Origin of the sequence: Bariatricus sp. SGI.019 (assembly GCF_050315235.1) — a bacterium.
Lineage (GTDB): Bacteria > Bacillota > Clostridia > Lachnospirales > Lachnospiraceae > JAFBIX01.
Window position 1 is genome coordinate 94,055 of sequence record NZ_JBNPOQ010000004.1, and the last position, 17,555, is coordinate 111,609.

Genomic DNA, 17,555 nt, shown 5'->3' on the forward strand with positions numbered 1-17,555 from the left:
TACCAACAATAACCACTATGATAATAATATAACAAAGGAACGAAAAATGAGATTATCATAGGAGGTATCAGTATGAATCGTAAAGTTAAGTATGTACAGTATGGATGTGGAAGAATGAGCCGCTGGCTTATGCGCTATGCGATGGAAAAGGGATGTGAACTGCTGGCAGCATTCGATATGAATCCGGCAGTGTTTGGCAAGGATGTCAGTGAGATCATTGGAAATGGATATCCAGCTGTTGGAGTAAGCGTTTCTCCGGCAGCAGATGCTGATCGAATCATTGGAGAGTTAAAGCCGGATGTATGCATCATTGCCACCCGCAGCACGGTGGCAGAGCTGGAAGATATCTTTACCATCTGTGCAAAGCACGGGGTAAATGCAATTACAACCTGTGAAGAAGCATTATATCCGTGGAATTCTTCACCTGCATTGACGAAGAAGCTGGATGCACTTGCAAAAGAAGGTGGATGTACACTTACAGGTGTTGGCTACTGTGACCTTTTCTGGGGCACCATGGTCACGAATCTGATGGGTTCTTCTTTCCAGGTAAAGAAGATTGTAGGCAGCAGCTGGTATGATGTAGAAGATTATGGAATAGCACTGGCAGAGGGCCATGGAGCAGGACTTCCTCTGGATGAGTTTGAAGAGAAGATTGCAACTTGTAATAAGTGGTCATCTGAGGAGATTAAGGAAAAGGTTGAAAGTGGAGAATACGTTCCGTCGTATATGTGGAACCAGAATGGATGGCTTGCAAGCAAGCTTGGACTTACCATTACTTCTCAGACGCAGAAATGTGTTCCATGCACATGGCCGACAGACCTGGAATCTAAGACACTGGGCGCTACGATCAAAGCCGGTGATGCGACAGGAATGCGTGCGATTGTAACGACAGAGACAGCAGAGGGAATTACTCTGGAGACGGAATGTGTCGGCAAGGTATATGCACCGGAAGAATATGATAAGAATGAATGGACGTTGTATGGAGAACCGAATACAACAAGTATCGTCAATCGTCCGGCGACCGTTGAACTTACCTGTGCAACACTGGTCAACCGCATTGCACAGCTGATCGATGCACCGGCAGGTTATGTTACAACAGATCAGTTCCCATATAACGAATATATGCTGAGACCAATCAATGAGTATGTAAAGACAAAGTAAATACAGAATGAAATAAAGGGTCGTTGCACCATAGATGATATTCATCCATAGTGCAATGGCCTTTTTTTATGTAGATATCATGATGATTTACACTTCCTTTTTGGTTATCAGGAAATGCTTGAAAATCCGGCAATTCCAAAAGCTGCAGGACCGCCATGGGTTGTAATAACGCCCTGTGCCTGAATCCAGTGTATTTCTTTAAATCCGCATGCTTTGGCCGTCTCTTCGGCAGCGGCACGTATCTCATCCTGCAGGCCGATCGTATATACATCCACAGAACGTCGCGCTCCAGACGGTAGCTGTCGGAATAGTCTTCAATAAGTTGTCGGACTACTTTTTTCATCTTTCCCCGGTACTTTTTCGTGGCTACGAGTTTGCCATCCAGGATTTCAATACATGGATGAATGTTTAAGATGCGGCTTCCAAGACAGACAGCGTTGCTGACACGGCCGCCGGCACGCAGGAATTCCAGATTATCTGGAAGGAAACACATTTTTGCCCGTGAAAGAAGTTCTCTGGCAGCATCTGCAGCCTCTTCAATAGTCATCTCGGGATGTTCCTTGAGAAGCTTAGCGACAGCAGTCACGACAGCAGCTTGTCCGATGGATACTTGCTTGGTATCGATTGCAGTGACGTAATCACGGTCTTGCGCAGCAATGAGTGCACTTTGATAGGAACAAGTGGTCACTGCAGAATATGCAAGATATAGAATCTGAGAGTCTGGATATTGCTCGTGAATCTCATCAAAAGTTGTAATAAAATCTTCCGGTGAACATCCGCTGGTTCTGGGAAGCTTACGAGTATCATGGTAGTAATCGCAGATTTTCTCAACAGGAAATGATCCGTCATCGAGGGTCTCTGTGTCAAAAGAGACGTGCATCGGAACAATTTTGATATTATATTGAGAGGCAAGTTCTGGTGTCAGATCAGAACCGGTCTCTGCAACAAGAATGATTGGATTCATTGGGAATCTCCTCTCGGGTGTATAATATTAATGCTTTAAAATAATACAATCAATAACATGATACATAGTTTTTACAACTAGGTCAAGAGTCTGCGAATATTATGACAAATAAATTGGAATGGTTCAGTCATAATTGTTTTTATGTTATAATAATCAGAGGAATGTATGTCCAAAGTAACTGATAGGAGAGTAAATTTGCAGATGAGAAAGGATTCCAGACTTGAAGATTGTACTTTGTGTCCTAGGCAATGTCATGTGAATCGTGTAATGGGACAAAAAGGTTATTGTAAAGAAACGGCAGATGTTGTTGTGGCAAGGGCAGCCCTGCATATGTGGGAAGAGGCCTGTATCTCAGGGAAAGATGGATCAGGAACAGTTTTTTTCGCTGGATGTAATATGGGATGCGTTTTTTGTCAGAATTATCATATTGCAAGAAATGAGGTCGGAAAGAAGATCAGTGTGGAACGTCTGGCAGAGATATTTCTGGAGCTTCAGGGGCAAGGTGCGAATAATATTAACCTGGTGACACCAACGCATTATGTTCCACAGATCATAGATGCTTTAGATCTGGCAAAAGAGCGAGGGCTTAGACTTCCCGTAGTGTATAATACCAGTGGATACGAGAAAGTAGAGACACTTCAGATGTTGAAAGGGTACGTGGATATCTACTTGCCTGATTTTAAGTATATGGAGCCGGAACTGGCACAGGAATATTCTCATGCATTGGATTATCCTGAATATGCCAAAGAAGCGTTACAAGAGATGGTGAGACAGGTAGGAAGCCCTGATGTGGATGAGATTACCGGATTGATGAAAAAGGGTGTGATAGTTCGGCATCTGGTGCTTCCGGGGCATGTTAGAGATTCAAAAAAAGTAATCCGATATTTATATGAAACGTATGGAGATCAGATTATGATCAGTATCATGAATCAGTATACCCCAATGCCTCAAGTGGCAGAAGATTCCCTTTTAAAGCGAAAGGTTACAAAACGTGAATATGAAAAAGTAGTGGATTATGCACTCGAGATCGGTGTTGAATACGGATTTATACAGGAAGGTGAAGTGGCGTCGGACAGCTTTATCCCTGAATTTGATGAGACGGGCGTATAATCATACAGGCGAAAAACCAGAGATGATTTTTCGCCTGTTATTCTATTCTATAAAAACTCTGTTTATGAATTTTAACGCATGAACTGATTGATGACATGCAGAACTCCATCTTCATCATTGGATTTGGTAATGTAATCTGCAATTTCCAATACATCCGGTTGTGCATTTGCCATGGCAACGCCAAGACCTGCAACTTCAATCATAGTCAGGTCATTGTAGCCATCGCCGCAGCAGATCATCTCATCTGTAGTTAGACCGATACTCGTCAGTAGCCGCAGCAGAGAGTGCGCTTTATCAATTCCACGTGGCATAATTTCCAAAAAGAAAGGGTCCGAGCAATAGATACTCAGATAGGAGTGGAAATAATCGCATACTTCATCCTTGACTCTTTGAATTATGGAAGGTTCTCCCGTGATCAGAATCTTATTCGTTGGTTCTGTAATGTGTGAAGGAAAATCTTCAACCCTTTCAATCGGCATATGATTAATGTGTGATTCTAGTTCACTGTATTGATTCGGTCTGATACCAGAGAGTAAACGATCTGGAGTGTAGCCGATAATATCTATTCCGGCATATTTTTTTGCAATATGGAATATTGGCTCCGCAACGTTATCGGGTAAGACTTTATTGTAGACTATTTCCTTGCTGCGGCAATCCGTAATACGACCTCCATTAAAAGACAGAATATAGCTGCCGTAATCTGCCAGATGAAGCTGTTCTGCCAGTGGAAGAACGCCATTTGTAGGGCGTCCGCTGGCAAGAACTACTTTTTTTCCGGCTTTTTGTATCTCAATCAATGCATCTAAGGTTGGTTTTGTAATCTCTTTTTTGGAATTGGTTAGTGTGCCATCTAAGTCCAATGCAAGAATCTGATAACTCATAATAGTACTCCTGCTATATGTTTTTTAAGGCATCTACAATCTCAGGGAAATTCATGCCATGGGATGCCTTTACAAGAATGTTGTCACCATCTTTTATGATGTCCCTGATTGCATTCAAAAAGTCTGCTTTCGTAGCAAACCATAATCCTTCTGTGGAAGAAGCAGTTTTTAAAGCGCCATCGATCAGTTCTTTCGAAAGGTCTCCGATTCCACACACCAGATCGATTCCGTGAGAAGCTGCATATTCTCCGACTTCACGGTGAAGTTCTCCTGCTTTCTCGCCTAGCTCACCCATATCACCAAGCACAGCAATCTTGCGGCCAATGGCCATATCCAATACATCAATGGATGCTTTCATGGATATCGGGTTAGCATTGTAACAGTCGTCCAGAATAATCATCCGGTCTGTCTTGATGATATTATTGCGCCCTGGGATAGAAGGAAGACCTTCAATTCCGGCTTTGATTTCTTCCGGAGTAAGTCCTAATGTATATCCAACGGCAGTTCCGGCAAGAGCATTGAAGATCATATGCTTTCCGGGAAGCGGAACGATACATTCAAAAGAAGTATCGTCTGGGAGATGAATTGTACAAGAAGTTCCTCGTAATCCCAATGGCTGAATCTGGTCAGCATAGAATTGATTATCCTCATCAAGACCAAAGAATATAGGTGCTACCCCCTTGATTGGTCCTACTCGAGACAGGAGATCGTCATCTCCATTGAGAATGATCGTACCGCCATCTTTCATGTCCTGAATCATCTGTGATTTTTCCTGAAGGATTCCTTCTCTTGTCTTGAAGAATTCCAGATGTGCGACTCCGATATTGGTAATCACGCAGATATCCGGGCTTGCAACAGAAGAAAGACGGCGCATCTCTCCAAAGTGATTGACTCCCATTTCCAGAATTGCTACCTGATGACTTTCATTCATCTCGAAAATTGTGATAGGAAGTCCCCACTCATTGTTAAAATTGCCAATCGTTTTGTGAACGTTGTACTTTTGAGCTACAACAGAAGCAATCATTTCTTTTGTGCTGGTCTTTCCCACACTTCCGGTGATACCAATTACTTTTACATCAAAAGAATCACGGTATAACTTGGCAATGTCCAGTAGTGCCTGTCCGGTAGATTCAACCAGTATATAAGGATAGTCTGTGTCTCCAAGATCTTCATGGGAAACGACACAAAGTGCCCCCTTTTCGATGGTATCAGGAATGAATTTATGAGCATTGACTCTTTCACCATCAATAGCAACGAACAGATAATTGGGCTGAACTTTACGGCTGTCAATCACAACACCGTCTACTTCCTGATCTAGAATGGAAGTATCTCCGTGATAAGTTCCCTGACAAGCTTTGGTAATATTTCTTAAAGTGAGGTTTTTCATAGTGCATCTCCTCGTTTCTAGTTGTTATAACGTGCTTTGAAAGATTCTTCGATGATCTTCATACACAAGTCACTATATTCGATGCCGGCAGCTTTGGCAGCTTTTGGTAGAAGGCTGGCAGGAGTCATTCCCGGAAGACCATTCATCTCAAGACAATAGAATTTACCATCTGCATCATCGATAATAAAATCAGCACGGGCATATACATCCATACGTAGTGCTTCGAATGCTTTTTCGCCGGCACGCTGTATCTGTGCCTGTGTATCCTCATCAATAGATATCGGTGGACAGATCTCTTGAGCACCACCGGTCTGATATTTATTTTCATAATTGAAGACACCATCTTTTGGAATGATTTCGACTAACGGGAGAGCTTTGCCGGCAAGAATTCCACAGGCAAATTCACGCCCCTTGATATAAGGTTCAACGATGACTTCATCCTCATGAGCAACATCAAAAGACTGATGAATTGCATCGAGATATTCTTCTTCTGTATGAACGATGTATACACCGATGCTGGAACCATTGGAACATGGTTTTATCACCAGTGGAAGATAATATCCTAACTTATCCAAAGGCGTATCTTTGGTCTTTGGAGTAAGAGAGGTCCCGCGAGGGGTCGGAACTTTGGCAGTCTTGTAGATCTCTTTGGTGAGCAGTTTATCCATAGATACAGCACATCCAAGGGAGTTCGGGCCAGTATATTTGATGCCCAGAATATCAAAAGTTGCCTGCAATTTTCCATTTTCCCCAACAGAACCGTGAAGTCCCATAAATGTGATGTCTGCCATGCGGCATAACTCAATGACGTTTGGACCAAGATAACAATCAGACTGGTCAGGACGTGATTTTCTTAAAGCTTCCAGATCAGGAGCAGTGGTCTTGATACCTTCTGCAATTTCAAGACCTGCTCCAGGAAGATCAAAGACTTCCTCGAGTTTCTGAGGATCATAAGGATATCCAAAATATACATCCAGTAAGAATGCCTGATGTCCTTGTTCTCTTAAAGTTTTGCAGATCCCTGCACCAGATATTAATGATACATCGCGTTCAGGACTAAGTCCGCCTGCTAATACAATAATCTTCATAAAAATTGGTCTCCTTTTTTACTGTCATTTTTATTCTGTCATATTCATTTGATCCAATAAAGATTTCTTGACTTCATAGAGTCGCGGAGATAAATCCACGTAAACTCTGTGAGGGTAAAAGAGACGTTTTGTCTCTTCCCAAAGTGTCTTTTTCTCCCGTTTACAATATTCTGCAATCTCCTTCACAGAAGGTGACTTATAGACACATTCACCATTCTTAAAGACTGGAACAAGAATCTCTCTCAGGGTGTAGGAACCGCCAGGAAGTTTCGTCTTTTTCCAAGTCTCAATTGGATCGAACAAAAGCATATCTTCATTGGTGTCGAAGGTCTCTCCGACAAAGCAGATGAGATCAGCCTTTACTTTTCCAGTTGTTTTATCATAGATTCGATAGATTGTCTTGTTACCAGGATTAGTAATTTTTTCCGTATTTTCTGAGATTTTAATCTTTGGTACAAATTCGCCTTCTTCATTCTGAATCGCAGCGAGTTTGTATACACCGCCAAAAGAAGGATTGTCTTTGGAGGTAATCAGGTTCGTACCGACACCCCAGGAGTTAATAGCGGCTCCCTGCATCTTCAGATCGTGCAGCAGATACTCGTCCAGATCATTGGAAGCACAGATGGTTGCGTCCGTGAATCCTGCAGCATCCAGCATCTTGCGTGCTTCTTTCGATAAGTAGGCCAAGTCACCACTGTCCAGGCGAATGCCATATTTCTTAAAAGGCTTACCTGCATCACGGAATTCCCGGAATACGCGAATTGCATTCGGAACACCGGATTTTAAGGTATCATAAGTATCTACCAGCAGTGTACAATTATCTGGATACATCTCTGCATAAGTTTTAAAAGCAGTGTACTCATCTGGAAAGCTCATGATCCAGCTGTGAGCATGAGTTCCCATGACTGGAACGTCAAAAAGCTTTCCTGCCAGAACATTGGAAGTTCCGACACATCCGCCAATGATTGCGGCTCTTGCACCATACAGACCAGCATCTGGTCCTTGCGCTCTTCGCAGTCCAAATTCCATGATCCCGTCACCGTTTGCAGCGAATACAACACGGGATGCCTTTGTAGCAATCAGAGACTGGTGATTAATGATATTCAGAATAGCAGTCTCCACAAGCTGAGCTTCCATGATAGGTGCAACGACTTTTAACAGAGGTTCCTTTGGAAATACAACTGTTCCCTCAGGAATTGCATAGATATCGCCGCTGAAATGAAAACCGCTTAAGTAGTGGAGAAAGTCTTCGCTGAATATTCCAAGACCTCTCAGATAATCTACATCATCATAAGTGAAGTTCAGATTTTTTACGTAATCAATGACCTGATCTAATCCGGCACAAACAGAATAACCATTGTTGCAAGGGTTCTGGCGGAAAAATACGTCAAAGATAACTTTTTCATTTTGCCCTTTTGCATAATATCCCTGCATCATTGTAAGTTCATACAGGTCTGTCAGCAAAGTTAGATCTTGTCTGTTCATTCTTTTTCATACTCCTTTTTTTCAAACCGTTATGAATAATATATTCCGCTATATTATAGCACCAGATGAAGAAAATGTAAAAGAAAAAGTAGTCCTTGTGGAAATTGCGGATTCATACTATAATGGTAGACAAGTATTAATATGAACGAAGATATAAGGAGAAGTCAAATATGACCCCAGTTTATGAAGTAAGAACCAAACATACCGATCAAGTGTTAAAAGATTTCATTACATTTCGCGAAGCGGCAAGGAACATCCATATTACTTTTCGACTTGTAGTGCTTTCCATCTGCAGTCTGACACTTGCAGCATTAGGAAAAGGAACGGTACTGACCTATATTTTTGCCGTAATTGCCGTGATTATATTAGCTTTTACGGCAGTAAGAAAGAGAATCGCATTTTCTAAGCTGGCAAAGGCGGATGTCAATTATCAAAAGAAGAGTGAGATTCATTTTATCTTTGGGGAGAGTGAATTCCGGGTAGATAATCCAGATGCAGGAGATGAGCAGAGGATTAAGTATGGAGAAGTCGAATTCATGTATGCAGATGATAATTATTTTTATATTAATGTAAATAATGATGATCTTCATATGATTCCAAAGGGCGATTTTACTTTGGGAGATGCAGAAGGGTTTTACGATTTCTTTATGCACAAGACTGGGAAGATCTTCCAGCCACTGAAGTTGTCATGGAAGATGAAAGCCGATATATTTAAACAGGCATTGGCAGAGACCCGCGAAGAGAACAGTAAAAAATACGGAAAGTAGATGAACCAAAAAACCAGACGCTATACAAGCGCCTGGTTTTTATTAATTGTTTCCTGGATAATATTCTGACAATATTCTCCGATATGCTTTTTGGTTTCTTTATCCATATCTTTCATATAGATTGGTTTGCCATATTCTAACACTACATGTGTCTTCCGAATAAATGGGAGATGAGCCTCAAAGATAGAGACAGTGTTGTTCAGACTCATCGGAACAATGGCACAGCCAGATTTTTCTGCAATTTTAAAAGAACCATTGTGGAATGGAAGCATGCTTAGTTCCTCGCCATCATTGCGAGTCCCCTCTGGAAAGATGCAGATAGAGATTCCGTTTTTTTCATAGTCAATAGCTTGAAGAATTGTCTTCAGACCTTCCTTTGGATTCTCCCGATCCAGAAAGAGGCAATATAAGCGTTTCATCCAGTCGCGCAGAAGCGGGTAACGGAGCATCTCTTTTTTGGCAACATATCCGGTCAGGCGCCTGCATCGGGAATAGGTAAGAAGAATATCGAAATAACTTCTGTGGTTCCCGATAAAAAGTACGGGCTCATCCGGTACGTTTTCTTCCCCGATTACGGTTACTTCTACACCGGAGATCTTTAGAATTACATTAAATGCCCATTGAACCAGACGAAGGCTCTGGTAGTCACTCAAGTTTTTGTTGAACTTTCCAATGATCCATTCAATGCCCAGTACCGGGATTCCCAAAAATAAATACAGGAATAAAAATAATACTACAAGTAGAAACCTTATCATCTGTATGAACCTCCCAATTTGATGCGTGTTTCATTAATATCTTCCATATAAATGTGTCATTTCTTTCAGGTCATCTGCTAATTCCTGACTCAGTACCCCTTCTTTATACCGCCAACTCCAGTTGCCGGACGCTTTACCTGGTGTATTCATTCGGGCGGATGAGCCATATCCAAGAACATCCTGCATTGGAAAGATTGCATAGCGTGCAATGCTTCCAAGCGCTGTGCGGATCAGATCATGGCTGATATAAGCAACATCTCTATTCCGTGTGTATTGACATACTTTTTTCTGACAGTCCGGATTCAGAGTCAGATACCACCCAAGCGTAGTGTCGTTGTCGTGGGTTCCGGTGTAGCAGACACAGTCAGGAGAAGTGAACTGATGCGGAAGGTAAGAACCCTCTCCCAGAGAATCAAAGGCAAATTGAAGTACTTTCATTCCAGGGAAATGGAATGCATCTCGAAGTGCTTCTACTTCTTCAGTTATAATTCCCAGATCTTCTGCAATAATTGGAAGATCATCACCTAAAGCCTCTTGGATTGCATGGAATAATTCATATCCTGGTGCAAGGATCCATTCTCCGTTGATAGCCGTCTCTTCTCCATAAGGAACCGCCCAGAAAGCCTGAAAACCACGGAAATGGTCAATTCTTAAGATGTCCAGAGAATGAAGCTGATGACGGATCCTAGATATCCACCAGGTAAAACCGTCTTCTAAATGAGCATCCCAGGCATATAGCGGATTGCCCCACAGTTGACCGGTCGCGGAGAAATAATCCGGCGGAACTCCGGCGACCTTCAATGGATAGCCGTTAGAGTCCAGCTGAAACAAGTGCTGATTCGCCCATACATCGGCACTGTCCATGGATACAAAGATCGGAATGTCCCCAATAATCTGAATATCACGTTCATTGGCATAAGACTTCAGTGACAGCCATTCTTTAAAAAATAAAAACTGTAAAAATTGATAATACTGTATCTGATGATGCAAAGTGCTTTGAAGGTGTTGTCTGAATTCCTCGGTCGGAATTCGGTATTCTTCTGCCCAGTCCAGCCAGCATGCTCCGTTGTGTACGTCTTTACAGGCCATAAACAGTGCATAGTCATTCAGCCATTCATTCTGTTCTTCTATAAATTGTTTAAAGTCAGAGAGAAACTGTTCATCGTGAAAAGTTCCATCTGTAAAATGTTCATAAGCAATTCTGAATAATTGCTGCTTCCATGGAATGACACTTCCATAATCAATGTGCTCAGGATCTGAGACCGGACAATCTGTCAGATCTGCCTCTGTGATCAGTCCAAGTTTTAACAGATGAGAAGGGGCGATTAAAAGCGGCTGTCCGGCAAATGCTGAAAAACTCTGATAAGGAGAGTCTCCATATCCGGTAGGTGTTAATGGAAGAATCTGCCACAGATGCTGCCCTCCTTCTGCAAGAAAATCTACAAACTCATAGGCAACTTCTCCCAGATCTCCAATTCCGTAAGGAGAAGGAAAAGAAGTGGGATGCAGCAAGATTCCAGATAGTCTTTTGTTGTTTTTCATAGTTGTTCTCCTTCGATAGTGTTCCATATTAATACTCACTATTATACTATAAAATTGGAATTTTTTCTAGCGTTGTTGTGTATGATGTTAGAGAAGATATGCTGTTAAGAGGGCATTATGAAAAAAATATGTAAGATACTTCTGCTGTCACTGGGATTGTTGGTTCTGACGGCATGTTCTGTAAAAAAAACGGAAGAAGAGAGACTCCGAGATGTTGAGTTTACTGTGCTTGATCACGACGAGATACCAGAAGAATTTCTGGCTGAGATTGAAGCATCAAAAGAAGAACCGATGATGCTGACTTATGGGGATAAAGGATACCTGTATGCAGCTAGAGGTTATGGAGTTCAGGATACCACTGGATATAGTGTGAAGGTAGAGCAGTGTTATGAGACTGAGAATGGAATCCGTGTAGTGACCAGTCTTCTCGGACCAGAAAAAGAAGAAAAGATTCTAAAGAAGAAGACATGTCCTTATGTAGTGATAAAAATGGAATATACGGATAAAGAAGTAGAATTCAGATAGGAGGCTTGACCATGGAATATGTGACAAAACAAATGCAGACATACCAGACAGGAAAATCAATTACAGATCAATTCTATATTGATGATGATTATAATGTACCAGATGCAAAGGGTGATGTGAAGCGAGTGATACTAGGGGAAGGAACCTTACATGTAGAAGACATGAAGGTAGTGGAAAATTATATAAGGGCATCCGGCAAACTGAATTTTAAGGTACTGTATGTGACGGACGAGGGAGAAAATCGGCTTTCATGCCTTGAAGGAAGAATACCATTTGAAGAAATGATCTATCTTGAGCAGGAGCCGATCGGGAATCTATTTGTCCAATCTTCGAGTGTGGATCTGACAGTTACGGTTATTCATTCCAGAAAGCTGAATCTGAAAACACTGGCAGAACTTACCATCTGTTCGGAAGGAAAGAAAGAAAATGAGCTTACCGTAGATATAGAGAGTGATACTCCACTGTATAAAAGATATGAGAATCGGGAGCTTCTTCGGGCATTCCTGACGAAAAAAGATACATACCGTATTAAGGAAGAGGCCGCATTAAGTGGAACAAAGGAAAATATCGGCACACTGCTCTGGACAGAACTTTCCAGCAGAAAATTAGATACTCGACTTGAGACAGATGAATTGAAGATGCAAGGAGAACTACTGCTGTTTTGCCTTTATGAGACTGTGGATGGGAAGACAGACTGGGTGGAACAGGCTATCCCCTATGAAGGACGAATTGAATGTTATGGAGCAGAAGATTCCATGTATCATCAGATATATCCAGAATTGACGGATGTGAATATTGATGTTCGTATGGATGAAGATGGAGAGATGAGGCTGATTGGAGTAGAAGCGACATTGGAAGTGCGACTGATTGTCTATGAAGAGGAAAAAATGGACATTCTTACGGATACATATTCCCTGGAGAAGACTTGTGTGCCAAAACTGTCAGAAGAGATCTTCGAACGCCTTCTGATGCAGAACCATTCGAAATGTAAAGTGACCGAGCAACTCTCGCTCCCAGAGATCAAAGATAATATCCTTCAGATCTGCCATAGCAACGCCAGAATTCAAGTAGAGCATACGGAGGTAACAGAAGGAGGAATTCAGATTGAAGGTGTGCTTCATATCTGTTTTCTGTATGTCAAAACAGATGATGAGATTCCATTTGATACATGGCAGGGTATGATTCCGTTTTCATATCTTCTGGAGAGCAATGAGACTTCCGAAGATATGACCTATGGACTCACCTATGCGGTGGAACAACTTTCCGTTAGCCTTTTGGGAACTGATGAGATTGAGATTAAGGCAGTGCTTGCATTCAACAGCTTCTTGAAGAGCCCGGTAATGATTCAGAATATAGAAGAAATAGAGTTTCAACCTATTGATATGGAAGAAATGGAGAAACGCCCGGGAATTACAGGCTATACAGTCCGTGACGGGGATATTCTGTGGGATCTGGCGAAACGTTATCATACAACAGTGCAAGGAATTATGGAAGTCAATGATTTGGAGACTGAGGAGATAAAATCAGGGGATAAGATATTGATTTTTAAAGAAAATATGAGTATACTATAAGAACACTGTATACAAGATACAAGGAGAAAACATATGGATAAATTAGAGTTAAAGGCACTGGGAAAGATTAATCTGGGGCTTGATGTTCTGGGGCGGAGAGATAATGGATATCATGATGTAAGGATGGTTATGCAGACGGTCTATCTCTATGATCAGATTAAGATAGAAAGGACGAAAGAGCCAGGGATTCAATTGTCGACCAATCTTTTTTATCTCCCGGTAAATGAGAATAATCTTGCATATCAGGCAGCAAACTTATTAATGGAAGAATTTCAGATTTCAGAGGGTGTGAAGATTACGCTGGATAAGCATATTCCGGTTGCAGCAGGAATGGCCGGCGGCAGTTCCAATGCAGCGACAGTTTTATTCGGGATCAATCAGATGTTTTCTCTGGGATTATCGCAGAAAGAGTTGATGGAACGTGGTGTGACGCTGGGAGCAGATGTTCCCTACTGTATTATGCGGGGAACCGTGCTGGCGGAAGGAATCGGAGAAATCCTGACCCCGCTTCCAGATATGCCGAAATGTTATATATTGATTGCAAAACCACCGATTAGTGTATCTACAAAGATGGTATATGAGAAGTTAGATGCTCATGAGATTCAGGAACATCCAGATATCGATGGAATTCTTCATGGACTGGAGAATCAGGATTTGCAGCAGATCGCTTCTTGTATGGGAAATGTGTTAGAGAAAGTGACCATAGAAGAATATCCGGTCATAGAAGAAATCAAGAGTGTGATGAAGGATAATGGTGCGTTGAATGCTATGATGAGTGGAAGTGGCCCGACTGTTTTTGGAATATACGATGATAAGCAACGGGCGAAAAATGCAGCATCTAAGATAAAAGAATTACAATTGGCAAAGCAGGTGTATGTGACGAATATACACAATGCAAGGAGGAAATAGAAGATGGATACGAATTTTCAAGTCAATATGAATGAATATCTCCCGTTAAGGGATGTTGTGTTCAATACGTTACGGCAGGCAATTCTGCGGGGTGAGTTAAAGCCGGGAGAACGCTTGATGGAGATTCAGCTTGCGAATAAACTTGGAGTCAGCCGTACTCCGATTCGAGAAGCAATCCGTAAGCTGGAGCTGGAAGGCCTGGTGCTCATGATTCCAAGAAAAGGAGCAGAAGTTGCAGATATCACGGAAAAGAGTCTCCGGGATGTATTGGAAGTGCGCAAAGCTCTGGAAGAACTGGCTGTTCAGTTGACTTGTGATAAGATAACTAAGGAGCAGATCAGAGAATTAGAGCAGGCAGCAGAACAATTTAAGAAGACTCTTAAGAGCAATGATATAACAGAAATAGCGGAGGCAGATGTACGTTTCCACGATATCATATATCTTGCTACGGATAATCAGAAATTAATACTGTTGTTGAATAATCTTAGAGAACAGATGTATCGGTATCGAATTGAGTATCTGAAGAGAGCCGATAAATATTCCCAGCTGCTTGCGGAACATGAAGAGATTATCCGCCGTATTGAGAAGAAACAGAAGAAAGAAGCGGCAGAGATCGTATGTAAACACATTGACAACCAGGTTGCAGCGGTAATGGATCTGATTCGCACAAAAAATAATTAATATCTGAATAAATGAAGATTCATATGTTAACACTTCTGATAACATAGAAGGAGGTCTGATACATATGAATCTTCACAGAGAATTTTATCCGAAATATAGAATCAAGCAGTGGATCTGTACAATATTGGGAATCTGTATTGCATTCATTATAACCGTTACATTTTCCTGTCATAGAATGGAGCAGGTGAATGCTAAGGTATCTCAGACACAGGAACAGCTTGCGAAAGAAGTGTTCCGTTTTCATGTATTGGCGAACAGTGACAGTGAAGAAGATCAGAAGGTGAAATTGCAAGTCAGAGATGCGGTGTTGGAATATATGAAAGAGAGTATGTCTGATAAGACGGAAGGAGAAATGAGTGCACAGAAAACAAAGGAGTGGGCGCAGCAACATCTGACAGAATTGGAAGAGGTTGCCGATAAAGTACTTGAAAAAGAAGGATATGATTACCTTGCAAAGGCAGAGGTGACAACATGCTATTTCCCAGATAAGCGTTATGGCGATGTCCTCTTTCCGGAAGGGTGGTATGAGGCTCTTCGCATCAGATTGGGCGAGGCAGAAGGTCATAACTGGTGGTGCGTTCTATATCCTAATTTATGTTTTACCAATGCAACATGTGCAGTAGTCAGTGAAGATGGGAAAAAAGAATTAAAGAAGGCGCTGACGGCTGAGGAATATGAGATGGTCACGGCCACTTCAGACTTTAAGATAAAATGGTTTTTCTTCGGAGATGCCTCAGAAGAAAAATAGAAGAAACACGGAGGCAGTTATATGACTGAGTTTTTAGTAAGACATTTTGTAAAGAATTACGAAGAGACGGAAAAGGTGTCTGTCCGTACCGCCTATGGTGTGTTGGCGAGTGTGGTAGGCATCTTTTGTAATGTTTTTTTATTTGCGGTGAAATGGATGATCGGATTCTTCCTGCATAGTATCGCAGTTATGGCGGATGCATTTAATAATCTGTCAGATGCAGGGTCCTCGATCATCGGACTGGTCGGGGTGAAGATGGCCAGTAAGCCAGCAGATGAAGACCATCCTTTTGGACATGGAAGAATCGAATATATTGCGGCATTGATTGTTGCATTTTTGGTACTTCAGGTTGGATTTACATTTTTTAAGGATTCGATTGGAAAGATACGCGAACCAGAAGAGTTAAAATTTCAGCTGGTATCGATTATTATCCTGATCTTGTCCATTGGGGTAAAATTATGGATGGGGTATTTTAATAGAACATTAGGCAACAAGATCAATTCCAAAGTTATGTTGGCAACGGCGGCAGATGCCATGGGAGATGTTATCACCACATCTGCGACCATTCTGGCGATTCTGTTTTGGAAAGTTACGGGCATTAATATTGACGGCTTTGTGGGAATTGGCGTGTCATTGGTTGTTATGTGGGCCGGAGTTGGAATTGCGAGAGATACATTGGAACCATTGATCGGAGAAGCGGTAGATCCGGAAGAATATGAGAGAATTACGAATTTCGTAGAGGGTTATGATGAAATTGTCGGAAGTCATGATCTGATCGTACATAATTATGGACCGGGGAGAAGTATGGCATCTATTCATGCAGAAGTACCGAACGATGTGGATATTGAAGTGTCGCATGAGATTATTGACCGGATTGAGAGAGATGCAATCAAGAATCTGGGAATCTTTCTGGTCATCCATATGGATCCGATTGAGACAAAGGATACGTATGTATTACAAGTCCGGGAGCAGGTAGAACAGACGCTGGAAGCTTTGGATCCTGCGGTTTCTATTCATGATTTCCGTATGGTTGATGGAAAAGAACAGGTGAATCTGATCTTCGACATGGTTGTACCATTTGAATATGACAAGAAGAAGCAGGATGAATTGCGTATGACATTGATTAAGCTTCTGCAGATTGTTGATCACAGATATCAGTGTGTCATTACGTTGGAAAGGAGTTATGTAGCCAGTGCAAAAGAATCATAAGTATACATTTGAAAGCAGAATCCGATTCAGTGAAGTAGATCATACGAAGCGGATTACATTGCCGGGAATTATTAATTATTTTCAGGATTGCAGTACCTTTCATTCGGAGAGTCTCGGGGTAGGGATTGATTACTGTGCAAAACATAAACGAGCATGGATTCTATCGGCCTGGCAAGTGATTGTAGAGCGTTATCCGATGATGGGAGAGCCAGTAAGTGTCAGCACCTGGGCGACCGAGTTTCAGGGGCTGTATGGGATTCGTAATTTTTGTATGCAGGATGCAGGAAAGCAGAATGTGGCATATGCGAATTCTGTATGGGTGTACATGGATATGGAGAAAGGCAGGCCTGTAAAGCCGGATGAACAAGAAATCGCACTCTATGGATCAGAGGAGCCATTAGAAATGGAATATGCGCCGAGGAAGATCAATCTTCCGAAAGAGACAATAGAGAATACACCATTTCCGGTAAGAAAATATCATATTGATACCAATGAGCATGTGAACAACTGTCAGTATGTGCAGATGGCACTGGAAGTACTGAAGGAACCAATGGAAGTTCGGCAGCTCAGAGTAGAATATAAGAAGTCTGCGGTATATGGAGATGTAATCTGTCCAAGGACAGCTTATGAAGAAGATCGTACCGTGATTGAATTATGCAATGAAAAAGGGAAACCTTATGCAGTAGTGGAATTAAAATAAAATACGGAAGGAATCAGTCTTTGATGGAAAAGGTGGATGTAATAGATAATTATTTGACCAGGCAAAAGCGAC

The 17,555-nt window shown here is 41.8% G+C and carries 17 protein-coding genes; 10 read left to right on the forward strand and 7 right to left on the reverse strand.

The features are described 5' to 3' along the window. Window positions 1-72: 72 nt before the first annotated feature. Window positions 73-1,161, forward strand: coding sequence for an NAD(P)H-dependent amine dehydrogenase family protein (locus tag ACQRD1_RS03690; protein WP_235232399.1), 1,089 nt, complete (start codon window positions 73-75; stop codon window positions 1,159-1,161). On the opposite strand, the gene ACQRD1_RS03695 is transcribed toward ACQRD1_RS03690, so the two are convergent. Continuing rightward, window positions 1,136-2,125 (reverse strand): DegV family protein, encoded by a 990-nt coding sequence (locus ACQRD1_RS03695; protein ID WP_235232398.1) that lies wholly within the window; start codon window positions 2,123-2,125, stop codon window positions 1,136-1,138. The genes ACQRD1_RS03690 and ACQRD1_RS03695 overlap by 26 nt on opposite strands. Window positions 2,126-2,326: 201 nt before the next feature. Here ACQRD1_RS03695 and ACQRD1_RS03700 point away from each other — a divergent pair, with 201 nt between their 5' ends. Next, window positions 2,327-3,235: a radical SAM protein gene (locus tag ACQRD1_RS03700; RefSeq protein WP_235232425.1), complete on the forward strand. Its 909-nt coding sequence runs from the start codon at window positions 2,327-2,329 to the stop codon at window positions 3,233-3,235. 71 nt (window positions 3,236-3,306) lie between these two features. Here the strand turns inward: ACQRD1_RS03700 and ACQRD1_RS03705 are convergent, their stop codons facing one another. From ACQRD1_RS03705 to ACQRD1_RS03720, 4 genes are read right to left on the reverse strand one after another with little or no spacing between them, the layout of a single operon-like run. Beyond that, a complete protein-coding gene (locus ACQRD1_RS03705; protein WP_235232397.1) occupies window positions 3,307-4,116 on the reverse strand; it encodes a Cof-type HAD-IIB family hydrolase in 810 nt (269 codons plus the stop codon). Window positions 4,117-4,129: 13 nt separating this feature from the next. Beyond that, entirely contained in the window at window positions 4,130-5,503 is a 1,374-nt protein-coding gene (locus ACQRD1_RS03710; protein ID WP_427786932.1) for a UDP-N-acetylmuramoyl-tripeptide--D-alanyl-D-alanine ligase, read from the reverse strand. A gap of 17 nt (window positions 5,504-5,520) precedes the next feature. Then, window positions 5,521-6,591, reverse strand: coding sequence for a D-alanine--D-alanine ligase family protein (locus ACQRD1_RS03715; protein WP_235232395.1), 1,071 nt, complete (start codon window positions 6,589-6,591; stop codon window positions 5,521-5,523). A 30-nt stretch (window positions 6,592-6,621) separates the two neighbouring features. Beyond that, a complete protein-coding gene (locus ACQRD1_RS03720) occupies window positions 6,622-8,076 on the reverse strand; it encodes a nicotinate phosphoribosyltransferase (RefSeq protein ID WP_347375359.1) in 1,455 nt (484 codons plus the stop codon). Window positions 8,077-8,246: 170 nt separating this feature from the next. Between ACQRD1_RS03720 and ACQRD1_RS03725 the strand changes: the two genes are divergently transcribed. Further along, entirely contained in the window at window positions 8,247-8,843 is a 597-nt protein-coding gene (locus ACQRD1_RS03725) for a YcxB family protein (protein WP_235232393.1), read from the forward strand. Between the two features lie 20 nt (window positions 8,844-8,863). On the opposite strand, the gene ACQRD1_RS03730 is transcribed toward ACQRD1_RS03725, so the two are convergent. Then, window positions 8,864-9,598: a lysophospholipid acyltransferase family protein gene (locus tag ACQRD1_RS03730; RefSeq protein ID WP_235232392.1), complete on the reverse strand. Its 735-nt coding sequence runs from the start codon at window positions 9,596-9,598 to the stop codon at window positions 8,864-8,866. Window positions 9,599-9,631: 33 nt separating this feature from the next. Beyond that, window positions 9,632-11,140, reverse strand: coding sequence for a 4-alpha-glucanotransferase (malQ, locus tag ACQRD1_RS03735; protein ID WP_235232391.1), 1,509 nt, complete (start codon window positions 11,138-11,140; stop codon window positions 9,632-9,634). A 117-nt stretch (window positions 11,141-11,257) separates the two neighbouring features. Between malQ and ACQRD1_RS03740 the strand changes: the two genes are divergently transcribed. The 7 genes from ACQRD1_RS03740 to ACQRD1_RS03770 all read left to right on the forward strand — a co-directional run bounded on the left by ACQRD1_RS03740 (window position 11,258) and on the right by ACQRD1_RS03770 (window position 17,483). Continuing rightward, window positions 11,258-11,665, forward strand: coding sequence for a protease complex subunit PrcB family protein (locus tag ACQRD1_RS03740; protein ID WP_235232390.1), 408 nt, complete (start codon window positions 11,258-11,260; stop codon window positions 11,663-11,665). Window positions 11,666-11,676: 11 nt separating this feature from the next. Then, window positions 11,677-13,236, forward strand: a complete 1,560-nt coding sequence (locus ACQRD1_RS03745; protein WP_235232389.1) for a DUF3794 and LysM peptidoglycan-binding domain-containing protein — start codon at window positions 11,677-11,679, stop codon at window positions 13,234-13,236. A gap of 33 nt (window positions 13,237-13,269) precedes the next feature. Further along, entirely contained in the window at window positions 13,270-14,145 is an 876-nt protein-coding gene (gene ispE / locus ACQRD1_RS03750) for a 4-(cytidine 5'-diphospho)-2-C-methyl-D-erythritol kinase (protein ID WP_235232388.1), read from the forward strand. Between the two features lie 3 nt (window positions 14,146-14,148). Further along, complete coding sequence (locus tag ACQRD1_RS03755) at window positions 14,149-14,826, forward strand: GntR family transcriptional regulator (protein ID WP_235232387.1); 678 nt, start codon at window positions 14,149-14,151, stop codon at window positions 14,824-14,826. Between the two features lie 64 nt (window positions 14,827-14,890). Continuing rightward, a complete protein-coding gene (spoIIR, locus tag ACQRD1_RS03760; protein WP_235232386.1) occupies window positions 14,891-15,574 on the forward strand; it encodes a stage II sporulation protein R in 684 nt (227 codons plus the stop codon). Window positions 15,575-15,595: 21 nt separating this feature from the next. Continuing rightward, complete coding sequence (locus tag ACQRD1_RS03765; protein ID WP_235232385.1) at window positions 15,596-16,783, forward strand: cation diffusion facilitator family transporter; 1,188 nt, start codon at window positions 15,596-15,598, stop codon at window positions 16,781-16,783. Continuing rightward, window positions 16,767-17,483 carry an acyl-[acyl-carrier-protein] thioesterase gene (locus ACQRD1_RS03770; RefSeq protein WP_235232384.1) on the forward strand — a complete coding sequence of 239 codons (717 nt, stop codon included), beginning with the start codon at window positions 16,767-16,769 and terminating at the stop codon, window positions 17,481-17,483. Before ACQRD1_RS03765 ends, ACQRD1_RS03770 begins: the two co-directional genes overlap by 17 nt. Window positions 17,484-17,555: the final 72 nt, after the last annotated feature.